This window comes from Bacillus sp. NMCN1 (assembly GCF_002998085.1).
Taxonomy (GTDB): Bacteria; Bacillota; Bacilli; order Bacillales; family Bacillaceae; genus Bacillus.
Genome location: NZ_PVQL01000003.1, coordinates 200,159 through 214,795, shown reverse-complemented (window position 1 = coordinate 214,795; position 14,637 = coordinate 200,159). Strand labels below are relative to the sequence as shown.

The 14,637-nt window shown below is 46.4% G+C and carries 2 protein-coding genes; both read right to left on the bottom strand.

The features are described 5' to 3' along the window. Nucleotides 1-46: 46 nt before the first annotated feature. A complete protein-coding gene (locus C6W21_RS15665; RefSeq protein WP_106051153.1) occupies nt 47-3,880 on the bottom strand; it encodes a non-ribosomal peptide synthetase in 3,834 nt (1,277 codons plus the stop codon). 44 nt (nt 3,881-3,924) lie between these two features. Next, nucleotides 3,925-14,619 (bottom strand): non-ribosomal peptide synthetase, encoded by a 10,695-nt coding sequence (locus tag C6W21_RS15660; protein ID WP_106051152.1) that lies wholly within the window; start codon nt 14,617-14,619, stop codon nt 3,925-3,927. Between the last annotated feature and the right edge of the window lie 18 nt (nt 14,620-14,637).

Sequence of the window (14,637 nt, the reverse complement as noted above, 5' to 3'; positions counted from 1 at the left end):
TTTGTCAGGCAGGGCTGCCAGTGTGCACCCCTGCCTAATCTAAAGTTTACAAGACTGCTTCTCTATTTTTATGATGGACTATCTTTTGGATCAGCTGTGCATTTTGAGCGGCACATTCTTTGTTTTTGAACATGTCAGCGTGCTGACCATAGCCTTGATATTGTCGATAAGCGCCAGTCGTCGCAGCTTCCCAATTTTCCATCCAGTCTGGTATCGCAATTTGCTCTTCGGATTGGATGAAGTCAATGTCTGCTTGTATCTCTCCTTGATTCACCCCCTTAACAAAAGTTTCATAGTAGGCCCTCGTTTTTTGAGCAAGCGCGTCTTGGATGAGCTCCGCTTGGGCAAGTTCACTTTGCTGCGACTGATGGACGATCGCTGCTATATCGTCATCAATGGATCGTCCTTCTAAATCACTTTCTCCTATTTTCTTATAGGAATCGATCATGATGACCTTTTCGACGGTCCGCCCTGCTTGTTCGAGCGATTGAACAAGCTCAAAGGCTAGGTAGCACCCGCCAGAGTATCCCATCAAAGTCAGCGGTCCTTCAGGCTGAAGGTGCTGGATATGCTGAACATATTGCGAAATTCGATGATCGGCTTCAATAAAGTCAAAGGCGATCAAACGAACACCATCAAGCGTTTTTGCGGCTTCCTGATAAATAAAGCCATAGCCTGGTAATGGCGGGAGAGCAAAGACTGTTGGCGTTTGAGATTCATTGAATACAAGATAGCCTGCGGCTTCCTGATCCTGCTGTTGAATATAACGGCTGATTGCTTCAATGGTAGGCGTCTCAAACAGCAAATGAATGGGCATCTGAACATCGAATTCCTTCGACACCTTGGATAAAAGTGACATCGCTTTTAATGAATGTCCGCCAAGCTCAAAGAAATGGTCATCTGTGCTGATATCCTCTCGTTCAAGCACTTCCCGCCACATCACAAGCAGCTTTTGTTCTACCTGATTTACCGGAAGCTTCACATGGCGGTTTCCTTGAGGCGCCTCTGGCTTTGGCAGCTGACGTTTATCAACCTTTCCATTTGGCGTAAGCGGCATTTTCTCAAGTCTGATCAGCTCATGAGGCTGCATATAAGCCGGAAGCTTTTCCTTCAGCCCTGACTTGATCACATCGAGTTTGTCCTTCCACTCCTCCTCACACGTCATATAAGCGAGCAGCCTTGTATGCTGCGTGTTATGCTGATCAGCAATTAGGGCCGCTTGCTTTACGCCTGGATGCATGAGAAGGTGGGCTTCAATTTCTGTCAGCTCAATTCGATGACCGCGAATTTTCACCTGATCATCGACTCTGCCTGCATACTCAATCAAACCGTCTGCTCGAAAATAAGCCAAGTCTCCCGTACGATACAGCCTTTCTCCCGCAGCGAACGGATGGGCGATAAAGGCTTGTTTTGTCAGATCAGGACGATTCAAATACCCCTTCGCAAGCCCTTTGCCGCTCAGACAAAGCTCTCCGACCATTCCAATCGGTTGAAGCTGCCTGTGCTGGCTCAATATATAAGCACCCGTCTGGTTGAGCGGCTTTCCGATTGGAATAGAGCACGTCTCTACCGGCAGAGCCTCATCTACTGGATAATATGTGGCGAAGACCGTTGATTCGGTTGGACCGTAGACATTGATGAGTCTGCCTTTCCCCATGACATCAAAGGCTTTCCTCACATGCTGTACCGATGCCCGCTCTCCTCCAAGCAGCACCTTGCGCACACTGCGCATCCAGTCTGTTTCTTCATCAACGAGAAGATTAAATAATGCAGTCGGAACAAACATGACAGAAATGTTTTCCCTTTTAATGAGCCCCGTCAGCTCGCCCATGTCTAAAATGGTCTCTTTTTTCGGCAGGACAAGCTTCGCTCCGTTTAAAAGTGCGCCATACACATCAAATGTAAAGCCATCAAATACGCTGTTGGATAGTGACAGCAGTGTATCTGTTTCTGAAATGGTTAAGTAGTTCGTATTTTTGACCACCCGGGCAATATTGGAATGGGTCGTCATGATGCCTTTTGGATGACCTGTTGTACCAGATGTATACATGATGTAAGCCGTATCGTGTAAGCCTGCTTCTAGCAGAAGATTCTCTGAGCTCATCAGTGAAATTTCCTGATCATCTGCAAACAGATACGTACCATCAAACGCAAGTGCCTTCACCTGACCGATAAAGGATGAGTGAGTCAGAAGATGCGTCGCCCCGCTGTCTTTCAGCATGTATTGAATGCGGCTTTCTGGATAATCGGGATCAATTGGTACATAGATCGCACCTGCTTTTAAGACAGCCAGCAGGCTGACAATCAGTTCAGGCGTGCGGTCGGCTAAAATGGCGATGACTGTTTGATGCGTGACCCCATTTTTTTGCAAATGCCTTGCCAATCGATTGGCTTGTTCATTCAGCTCCGCATATGTCATCGTGTGCTCACCTGCTGATAATGCCACCGCATTCGGCTGTTTGCGGACATTATGCTCAAACCATTTCGACAAATACAGCTGGTCATGCTCAAGCTCAGGCGCATTCCATTCCTCAAAAATTAGCTGCTTTTCCTGTTTCGTGACAAGTGTAAGTGTATGAACCGATTGATCAGGATGCTTGATCGCCTCGCTCATCAATAGACTCAGCTGCTCCTTTAACCGATGGACAAATTGAGGCTCAAATGCTTTTTGGTTAAAGGCCAGCTTCAATTGCAATTGTTCTCCTGGTGATGCCAGCAAATTGAGATCATAGTTCGATTTTTCATACACATTCATGTTTTCCACAGTAAATCCTAATCGCGCCTCTTGCTCGTCCTTCTTTGCGGCTGGGACATTTTCAAACACGACAATATGATCAATGAGTGGCTGATGACCTGTCTTTGCCTGAATATCATAAATCGGAATATATTGGTGCGGCTCGGCTGCAAGAGACTGCTGCTGCGTTTCTGACAGAAGAGAACGGAATGTCATGTCATCTGTCAGCTGAATTCTTCTTGGGATGACATTGATGAACAAGCCAACCATTCTGTCAACGCCAGCCAAATCTGCCGGACGTCCCGACACAACCGTGCCAAACAGCACATCATTTGAACGCTGATATCTGCTCAGCAGAATTGACCAGACTGATTGAAGCACACTGCTTAACGTCGCATTTTGCTGGAACGCTAACTCTGATAAAGCAGCCGTTTCTTCCTTGCTCATCGACCATTCCATTTCGCCTAATTCATGTTCATTCGTTTGTTTTCTCTGTTCTTTAAAGGTTGATTGTCCATCAAACCCGGCTAATGATTGCTGCCAGTATTGAAGTGATGCTTGTTTATCTTGTTTTTCCAGCCATTGAATATATTCTTTGTATGGTTTGACCGGTTCCAGCTTGTAAGGGACGTCATGCAAAAGTGCATGATAAATCGCAAATAACTCCTGCACCACAAGCCCAAAGCACCAGCCATCAAGAAGGATATGGTGATAGCTCCATATCCAGCGATAGCTGGCAGGGCCCGTTTGGAAAACGGATGCCCGCATGAGAGAATCCTTCGAGAGATCAAATCCTCTCAGCTGATCCTGTTGTTTAAATGTCTCAATACGTTCAAACTGTTCGTCTTCAGAAAGATCCTGCATGTCCACCACATCAAGTGTAAAAGGACGTTTCTTCAGTACAACTTGGACAGGGCGCTTCACTTTTTCGTGGAGAAATACGGTACGAAAAATATCGTACCGCTCCACGATGACATTCATGCTTTTCTCAAGTAAGTCATGACGCAGTGTGCCCTTTACGTTCATATCCATTTGCTCTACATAAAAGCCCTTTTCTTGGTGATGGAGGGTATGAAACAGCATTCCTTCTTGCATCGGTGACAGATAATACATGTCTTGAACTTGATCCCTTTTAAATGAACTCATCTATTTCATCCTCCCTTCCCGTTTTTATGACTGATCTCGTGTTGTTAGGTCAATTTCTCCTCAAGCATGTCAAAAATGTCGTCCATTTCATCCATTTCAAGGTCACCAGCAGAGAAGTCACTTGGCGTAAATTCCCGTTCGTGCTGAGCTAGGCAATGGGTCATGATGGATTGGATTTTTTCCTTCATCAATGCCATGAACTGTTGTATCGTCTGTTCTTCATATTCATCTGTACAATAGGAACACGACAACATGAATCGATTTTGTTGAACAAGACCACTGAGGTTCAGCTTATAGACAGCTTCTGAATCTGGGCTTGCTTGTCGTCCCATATCATAGGTGGACGGTCCAAAGAGTTCTGTCGTCACTTCCTGATCGATCTGCCCAAGATAGTTCAAGCTGATTTCAGGATGTACGTGCTGTCCTGACGGCTCAGTGGCTGTCATGTATTTCAAAATCCCGTAGCCTATTCCTTTATTCGGCACACGTCGCAGCATCTCTTTCGTTCCTTTAATGGCATCAGCTATGGTCTGATCTGGCTTCGCTTCAAGAACAACTGGATACATACTTGTAAACCAGCCAACCGTGCGGGAGACATCCAGCCCTGATAAAATATCCTCTCTTCCATGACCTTCAAGCTGCACATGTACACGGGACTTCCCTGTCCACTCCTGAACGGCAAGACTGAGAGCACATAGAAGAATATCGTTCATTTCCGTTGTGTACGGTAGATGAATATCGGTTAAAAGATGCTCGGTTTCGGTTTCTGAAAGCTGCAACTGTACCGCTTTCGTTTGAGCAACTTTTCTTTTAGGCACTTCATGATCAACAGGTAAAGTGGTTAATGGCGCACTTTCAATCTCTGTCCAGTACTCACTTTGGCTTTTTAACGGCTGGGACTGCGCGTATCGTTCGATTGCCTCTGCCCATTCTTTAAAGGAGTGAGTTTTTGGCGGTAGGACGAACGTTTGTCCTTGAGCTGCCTGCTGATAAAGAGACATAAAGTCCTCTAGTAAAATTCGGCATGAGACACCATCAATGAGAAGATGGTGTGTCACGATGAGTAAGTGATCGCCGTCTTTTGCATTGAAACAGATCACTTTTATGAGCGGACCTGTTTCGAGGTTCAGCTGACGCTGATACTCGTTGGCATAGGTGGAAATGGCCTTTTTCACGTCGTGCTCTTTAGAGACATCATGAGAAATAATCGCAATCGGTTCCGTGAGCTCCCGCTGATTGTATTGCAGAATGCCGCCATCCTCTTGCCTGTATACCATGCGCAGTGCATCATGGTGTGAAATCAATTTCTGCATCACTTGTTCTGTAATCGAAAGATCAAATCCATTTGGCGCATGAAGCATCATCGAGAGATTCCAATGGTGCTGGTTACTGAATGCTTGTTCAAAGAACCAGCGTTGAATTGGAGTCAACATGACTTCCCCTTCAACCGATGATTGGTCAGCTGTCAGTTGATCAGCTTCTTCGATATATGGGCGTAGCTCCGCAATCGTTGGGTACTGGAATAGTAGTTTCATATCAAGCTTCCAGCCCGCTTGTGTGAGTCTGCTTGCCATTTGAATGCCTTTAATCGAGTCTCCGCCAAGGAAAAAGAAATGGTCGTGAATGCCGACTTGGCTGACGCCAAGCACGTCTTCCCAAATGCCGCAAAGCAGTGTTTCAACTTCGTCTCTTGGCGCTTCGTATGCTGTTTGATTCGCTTCCATATCAGGCGCTGGGAGCGCTTTGAGATCGACTTTGCCATTTGCCGTCATCGGCAGTTGGTCTAGCTTGATGATCCATGAAGGCACCATATAGTCTGGCAACGTGCGTTTTAGACTTTCTTTGAGATCTGTCGTTTCTCCATCCGTGATGACATAAGCGGCAAGAGCAACCTGATCACTCGCATCTTTGACCGTTGTCACGACCGCCTCTTTGACGGCATCCAGCGCAAGGAAATGGGTTTCAATTTCTGACAGCTCAATCCGGAAGCCGCGAATGTTGACCTGATGGTCTTTTCTGCCGAGGTAGATCAGCTCGCCATCATCTGTCCATTTCACCAAATCGCCTGTGCGGTACATGCGCTCGCCTGGATAAAATGGATCTGGGACAAATCGTTTATCTGTTTCCTCTGGAAGATTCCAGTACCCTCTTGCCAATCCTTTGCCTGCAATCACGAGCTCACCCGGTACGCCTGGCGGCGAGAGATCATATAACGAACTCATGATGTAGAAACGAGTATTGGCAATCGCTGTTCCGATCGGAAGCGTGCCTTTATCTAGAACGATCATACCGCTTGTCGCCACGACTGTATTTTCAGTCGGACCGTAGTTATTGACGAGTTTATATGGAACAGGCTTCACCTGTTTCAGCTTGTCTCCGCCTGTCAGTAAGTAACGCAGTGAATAATTGTCCATTGACATAAACTGCTCGCATAGCTGGGTCGGCAGGAACGCAATAGTGATACCTTCGTCATTGAAATACGCATTGAGCTTGATCATATCGAGGCGAATCGCTTCGTCGATGATGTGCAGCTCTGCCCCGGCGATCCAAGTCGGGAACATTTCCCAAATGGAGGCATCAAAGCCAAAGCCGGCATATTTGGCGGTTCGATCCGCATTTGTCACTTGGAAGACATCATTGTGCCAGAATGCAAGATTCACAAGGGATTGGTGCTCGACCATGACACCCTTCGGCTGTCCTGTCGTTCCAGACGTGTAAATCATATAGGCGAGATCTGTTGGTTTCATATGAACCTGAATCTCGTGAGCTTCTCCTTCTACCGCATCTTCTATGAACAGGACATGACCTGTGAATGACGATGGTGCAGTCAGTCCATTCTGCATCAGAAGTACCTCTGCCCCGCAGTCTTCCAGCATGTAGGCAATACGCTGCGCTGGATAATCCGCATCTATTGGAACGAATGCCGCACCTGCCTTTAGGACGCCAAGGACGGCTGCCGTCATCTCAAGCAATGGGCGGGTGAGAATACCGACGCGATCTCCGGGTTTTGTGCCAAGAGAGATCAGTTTCTGAGCAACTACATTCGCCCGATTGTTCAGTTCTTCATATGTCCAGCTCGTTCCGCAGAAGGTCGCCGCCTTTTGGTGAGGCGCTTCAAATGCCTTAGCCTCGATCAGTTCATGAACGGTTTGATCTGACGGGACATCTAGGACAGGACCTGACCATTCATTGATCAGCTCTTGTTTTTCCTCTTCAGTTAAGATCGATAGCGCTGAAATTGGCTGATTGAGCTTAGCCAGCATTTCGTCTATGATTTGTTCAAAATATCGACTCCAACGCTGAATGGTCTTCTTTTTAAACAATGCCGCTGCATACTCAAAACGCAGACCCACTTGGTCTTGTTCTTCAAATACACCGAGCGTTACATCAAATTTTGCTTGAACTGTCTCTTGCTGTTTTTGCGAAAGCTTGAGTCCATCCAAATCCGGTAACGTCAGGTCTCGGTCATCCGTTGTCAGCATGACACTAAACAATGGGTTGCGGCTCGTGTCTTTCGGAAGATCTAACTGTGCCACCAATTCCTCAAACGGGAATTCTTGATGTTCATAGGCTGATAGACTGCGATCTTTCATTTTTTCAAGCAATTGTGCTGTGGTTTCCTCCAGCTGCACTTGATTTCGAAGAGCCAGTGTATTCACAAACATGCCCGGAACCCGTTCGATTGAAGCATGCGTACGTCCTGCTGTGACAGCGCCTATGACGATATCTGTCTGCCCAGTTAATTTAGAAAGGAAAATGGCAAATGCCGTTTGCATCACCATGTTCAAGCTCACACCTTTTTCAGCCATGAGCGTTTTAATGGACTGCACCTTTTCAGCAGATAACCATCTATCGACTCGGTCTCCTTCAAATGACTGAACATGAGGGCGTGGAAAATCAAGTGGCAGTGCCAAATCTTCAGGCGGCTGAGCGTATTGCTCCAGCCAATACTGACGCTGTTTCTCGAGCATCGCTTGCTGCTTTTCTTCCTGTTGCCATACCGCATAATCCTTGTAGTGCAGCTGAACTGGCGGTAACGTCTTTTTCTCATACAGCTCTGCCAATTCTTGAATGAGCAGACTGCGTGTGACACCATCTGCGATGATATGGTGCATATCCACCATGAACACATATTCCTCATCAGAAAGCTTCGCCACCTTTGCCCTCATTAATGGTGCTTGATGTAATGAGAATGGGGTGATGAATGCACCTATGACAGGCTGCTCTTGACCTCTCTCTACCTCAACAACCTCTAACGTAAACGGCACTCGGCGATAGACTTTTTGAACTGGTACGCCGTCAATTTCTACAAAGGCTGTCCGCAATGATTCATGTCGTTCGATCAAGGCTTGCAACGCTTCTTCTAGCTGCTTTACATCAAGGCTGCCTTCCATCATCAAAACGGCAGGCATATGGTAAGTAACTGCTTCTGGATGCAACTGCTGTAACACATACATCCGCTTTTGAGCGGAAGAGACAGGATAGAAATCTTGCTTCTCCGCCGGTTGAATGGATGTGGTGTCCGAAGAATCCACTTCTTCTAAATAGGCAGCCATCGCCCGTATCGTTGGCTTTTCAAAGAGGACTTTGAGCGGCACATGCTTGTTCAGCTTGGCTTGTACCTTCGAAATGAGCACCATGCCTTTGAGAGAATGACCTCCCAATTCAAAGAAGTGATCATGAACACCTATTTGTTCAACCCCAAATACTTCTAACCAAATGTCACACAGCGTCTCTTCAAGTGCCGTTTCTGGTGCTACATGCACCGCACGGTTCATATGCACCTCGTGCGGAAGTGGCAGAGACTTCGCATCTACCTTTCCGTTTTGTGTAAGCGGAATGTGGTCGACTTTGACAAAGTACGTTGGAATCATATAATCCGGCAGTGTCTCCGCAAGCTTTTCTCTAAACGTCAGTGTTCCAATTGGTTCAGGCGATGTGTAATAGAGTGCAAGCTCTGGTAAACGGGACATGTGAATCACTTTGACATACACCTCTTGAATGGATAATCGTGCACGTGCGGCATGCTCAATTTCCTGTTTCTCAATACGATAGCCGCGAATTTTCACTTGATCATCTATTCTTCCAAGAAACTCAATGTCTCCATTTGCATGCTGTCTGACCAAATCTCCTGTACGATACATCCGCTCTTCAGGAAAATACGGATTTTCTAGAAAACGCTCTGCCGTTAATTCAGGCTGATTCAAATATCCTCTCGATACGCCTTCCCCTGATATATAAAGCTCTCCAGGTGCGCCATAAGGGACGAGGCGCTGCTGACGATTGAGTGCGAGCGCTCTTGTGTGAGAAATTGGCTGCCCAATCACAGAGCGATCCTTCAATGCGCCTAGCTCTCGCGATGTGATCAGCTTGGTCACAGTCCCAATCGTTGTCTCTGTTGGGCCGTAGTGGTTCATCACTGCGACACATGGATGCTGGTCCATAAATGTCTCAACATCCTCAGAGACAATCGGTTCCCCTCCAAGTATCACAAGGCGTAAAGCGTTAAATGCATGATCCTTCGAATCTGCCATCATATGAAATAAGGATGGTGTCATTTTGATATAAGTCAGCTCTTGTTCATCAATTAAACGCATGAGACGCACCGGGTCTGTATACACATCTTCACGAGGCACATACAGTGTCCCTCCTGCTTTTAAGACAGGGAAAATGCTTGTGTAACCGAGATCGTAAGCATAAGAAGAAAGCAGTGCCGTCCGATCGCATTCTTGCAATGTCACCTCATTTGTCAGCCAGTTGACGTAGTGTGATAGATTACGATGCGTGAGCTGTACGCCCTTCGGCTTCCCTGTTGTCCCAGATGTGTAAATTACATAAGCGAGCTGATCGGCTGAGCCTTCCGGCAGATCTAGCGAGCAGTTTTGCTGCACTGCTTTTTCAACCTGCACGACCTGAATCGACTTGTGATGTTGATAGGACCCTGCAAGAGAGTCATTTGTCACGATCACTTGTGCACCTGAATCTTCTAATGTGTAGCGGATACGTTCCGCAGGGAAGGCGGGATCAATTGGCACAAATGCACCACCTGCTTTCATCACACCAAGCATTGAGACGATGACATAGACAGAGCGGTCAAGAATCAGAGCTACAGTCTTTTCTTTCTCGACGCCTCGTATCTTCAATTCACTGCCAAGCGCATTTGCCATGTCTTCCAGCTCGCGGTAAGTGAGCTTCTGTTGATCATCCATCACCGCAATGGCATCTGGTGTTTCCTTTGCCTGACGCGAAAATTGGACATGGAAGGGCTCATGACGATTCGATTGCACTTCGTCTTTTTTCTCCAGCCGCTCTATTTGCTCATGCTGATCAAGAATACGGAGCAAGCCGATCTGTTCCTCCGGGTGTTGGACCGCTTCACGAATAATCGCTAATAGATGAGTTCCGAATCTGCGGACCGTCTCTTCTTTAAATAACGCCGCTGCATAGTCAAAGCTCAGCTTTAATGCTCCCTCTCGTTCAAATGCTTCTAGAGACAAGTCAAATTTGACTGAGTGATGCTGAATGGCATAAGGCGAAATGTGCAGATCGCCGAGCTTTAGCGCCGGAACCTCCATGTTCTGCATATTAAATGACACGCTAAAGAGCGGGCTTCGGGTTGTATCACGATCTAGCGGAAGACGTGCAATTAACTCTTCGAGTGGATAGCTTTGATGAGCAAAAGCGTCAACACTCGTTTCTTTTATTTCTTCAAGGAGCTGTAAAAATGATTTCGTTTGTTCTGGTTTTCCGCGCATCGCAACGGTGTTGATAAACATCCCCGGCATGTCCTGTATATCAGGATGTGTCCGTCCTGCAACAGGGGAACCAACGATGATATCTTCTTGGCCGCTATAGGTGGCAAGCAGCACTTGAAAGGCAGATAACAGGAACATGTACATGGTTGTATCTGTTTTCTGAAGCAACTCTTGAATCCGCCGAGTTGTCGCTTGATCACAGCCAAACATGAATCGTTCCCCGGAAAAATCACGTTCCGCTGGACGCGGATAATCAGTTGGCAGCTCTAAAACCGGTAAATCTCCTTCGAATTGCTTCAGCCAATATGCTTCATGCTCCTTCTGTTTCCCCGTCTCTTCTTCACTTAACTGCCAGACAGCGTAATCTTTATAATGAATGGCTCTTTCTGCAGGAGCTTCTCCATCATAGGCCTTCGCCAAATCTTGAATGAACGTCTTCATAGAGCTGCCATCTGTAATGAGATGATGTGCTTCCAAGACGAGAAGATGACGGTTCTCACTGACTTTCAACAGCTGAGCTCGCAAAAGGGGTGCCGCTGTTAAATCAAATGGCGATTGACGTTCAGCAAGAAATGCCTCCGCCTCTTCTTCCTTGATGTCATGAACGGGAAGGTCAAATGCAGTCCATTCATTCACTCTTTGGACAATGTCTTCTCCGTTCATATGAAAACTCGTTCTTAAGATTTCATGCGTTTGGATCAACTGATCAAACGCTGATCTGAGCCGCTGATATTTGAGTTTCCCTTCAAGCGTTAAGACGATCGGAATATGATAGTTCGTGCTGTCAGGTTCGAGTGTCTGCAAAATGTATAAACGGCGCTGGGCTGGTGAAACCGGATATTCTTCCGCCTGCTCTGCTGGTAAAATCGGATGTCTCTTTTCTTCTTGACCATCCTGATCGATATATGCCGCTAATGAACGAATCGTCGGCTTCTCAAAAATCACTTGAATCGGCACTTCCTTTTGAAGCACCTCTTGAATCTTCGCGGACATCATCATCGCTTTGAGAGAGTGCCCGCCAGCCATGAAGAAATGTTCATCTACTCCTACCGTTTTCCCAAGGAGCTCCTCCCAAATTTGAGCGAGTGCCTTTTCTGTCTCCGTCTCAGGCGGAATGATTTCCTTTTTCTCCTGATGCGCTTCGTCCGGCTTTGGTAAAGCTTTTCGATCTATCTTCCCGTTCGCTGTGAGCATAAAAGCATCCAGCTTCATCACATGGTGCGGCACCATATAAGCTGGCAGCTCTTGATTGAATAAATCCCGCACCTCTTCTTCTGTCATCGTCCCTGTGAAGTAAGCGGTGATTTCCTTTTCATCTGAAGAAAGCTGCTGAACAAGTACAACTGCATCATCTATGCCCGCTTCTTGCTGAAGCACTGTTTCAATTTCACCAAGCTCAATACGGAAGCCTCGAATTTTCACCTGATCATCTGCACGGCCAAGGAATTCGATCTGACCATCCGCACTATATCTAGCCAAGTCCCCTGTTCGATACATACGGCCTGACGGCTTAAAGGGATCTGCCATGAACACTTGATTGGTCAAATCTGGACGATGGAGATACCCTCTTGCGACACCATCTCCGCCTACATACAGCTCTCCTGGCGCTCCAATTGGCTGCAATCTTTGATCATCATCTAAAATATAAGCCGACGAATGGTTGATCGGCTGGCCAATTGGGATCGGACCCGTTTCATCTCCTCTTACTTCGTAAATGGTCGAGATGGTTGTATTTTCTGTTGGGCCATAGGCATTCAGTAAGACAAGTGTTGGATGATGCTGTTTCACAAGCTCCGCACTCTTCACATTGATCACGTCACCGCCTGTAATTAATGTGGTTAATCCTTTGAACATTTGCGGTCGCTGCTGAGCGAGCTGATTAAATAATCCAGTTGTTAAAAAGAGCGCCGTCAACTGATGTGTTTGGATAAATTGTTCGAATCGATGGATATCCAATAAAGTATCACGGTCAACAGGATAAAGCGTCGCCCCATTTAGCAGTGTGGTAAAGATTTCAAAGGTAATAGCATCAAAGCTAACGGCCCCTGTATGCGCCATACGATCCGACTTGGTCAAGCCTAATTTCTCCTGAGAGCAAGCTAATCTCACAATGTGCTGATGCTCAATTTGAACTCCTTTGGGCTGACCAGTTGATCCCGATGTATACATGATATACGCCAATTGAGATGGAGACGTCCGGGATGATAAATCCACGTGTGAGCGATGAGGCATGCTGGTCACATGCATAGCCTTGATATGTTCATCAACTGGCGACTGATCTTCAGCATGAAGCAAAATGGATGCGCCGCTGTCTTCAAGCATCCAACGGGTTCTCTCCTCAGGCTGAGCTGGATCAATCGGTACATAAGCAGCCCCTGCATGTAAAATGGCTAAAATGGCGATCACCGCATCTGCTGATCGGTTCATATACACCGCGACTGCATCTCCTGGCTGTACGCCTTTCTCAACAAGACTGCTGGCTAAACGACGGATTTCTTGTCCAAGCTCCTCGTACGTGAATGTTCGATCGCCTTCAACTAATGCCAGATGGTCAGGCTGCGCCTTCATACGTTCATTGAACAGCTCAGGAATAGACAGATGCTTCGGATAATCTCGCTCTGTCTGATTCCACGCTTCAATCTGCTGCTTCTCCTCTTCTGTGATACATGTCACTTCATGAAGGCGTACATCAGGGTTCTGGATGATTTGCTTCATGAGATTGGTCAGATGTTTCGATATGTTTTCAATGATCTTTTCTTCAAAAGCTATGGCGTTGTATTTAATTTTCAATGTCCACGTTTCACCTGGATAAACAAGAACATTTAGGTCGAAATTCGTTTGTTCAAATCCGTCTTTTACATCAATGGAAAAACCAAGACGTGCAGTCATGGTATCTCCAGACAGCTCCTGATCTAAAGGATAGTTCTCAAACCCAACCAAATGATCAAAGAGTTGCCCTCCAGCAGCTGTCTTTTGCTGAATGTCATAAAGCGGCATAAAATCATAGTTTTCCGCTTCCAGTGCATGCTGCTGAACCTTTTCAAACAGCTGTTTGAACGTCTGCCCCTGATCCAATGTCACCCGAACGGGTATCGTATTGATAAACAGCCCTGCCATGCGCTCAATCCCAGATACACTAGGAGGTCTGCCCGATACAACGGTTCCGAATGTCACATCATCTGCTGCATGATAGGTGCCTAAAAGAACGGACCAGACCGCTTGGAACAAGTTCGGTGCCGTCACTTGGCATTGTCTTGCCACATCTTGAATGGCTTGTACCGTATGAGCATCCCATGTAAACGTCCATTCCTGATGGTCGTATTGTCCGTTCGATTCTTTTTGCTGCAGCAGTCCTTGATGTTGAACAGAGCCATCTAAACGCTCCTTCCAATAGCTTTCCGCTTCTTGTTTATTTTGCTTTCCAAGCCACTGGATATAATCTGCATAAGGCTTACCTTGTGAGCGATCCGGTGTTCTGCCGTTCCGATAAGATTCATAGTAATGAAACAGTTTTTTCATTAAAACACCCATGGACCAACCATCCATAATGATGTGATGGTTGCTCCAAATAAGGTGCCAGTTTGTTTCATTTAATTGAAAAACAGCGACTTTCAACAACAGATCATTCGTTAAGTGAAATCCTTGCTTTCTCACTTGCTTTTTATATTGATCCAATATCTTTTGCTGCTCTTGATGATTCAGATGAGATAGATTCTCTCGATACACATCGAGATGACGTTCAGCCAGTACAACCTGACGAGGCTTTTGTAATTGCTGATAGACAAAGGCTGTACGGAGAATGTCATATGTCCGTATGAGCTCATTGAGACTTTTTTCAAAAAGATCGAGATCAAATTCTCCGCTTATTCCAAGCTCAAGCTGTGTGAAATAAGAGGAGGAATGAGGGTCTAGCATGGCATGATACAGCATGCCCTCCTGCATGGGTGTTAAAGGATATACCTTTTGAATCTTCTGCTTGCTCATAAGTCCACCTCTTCGTTT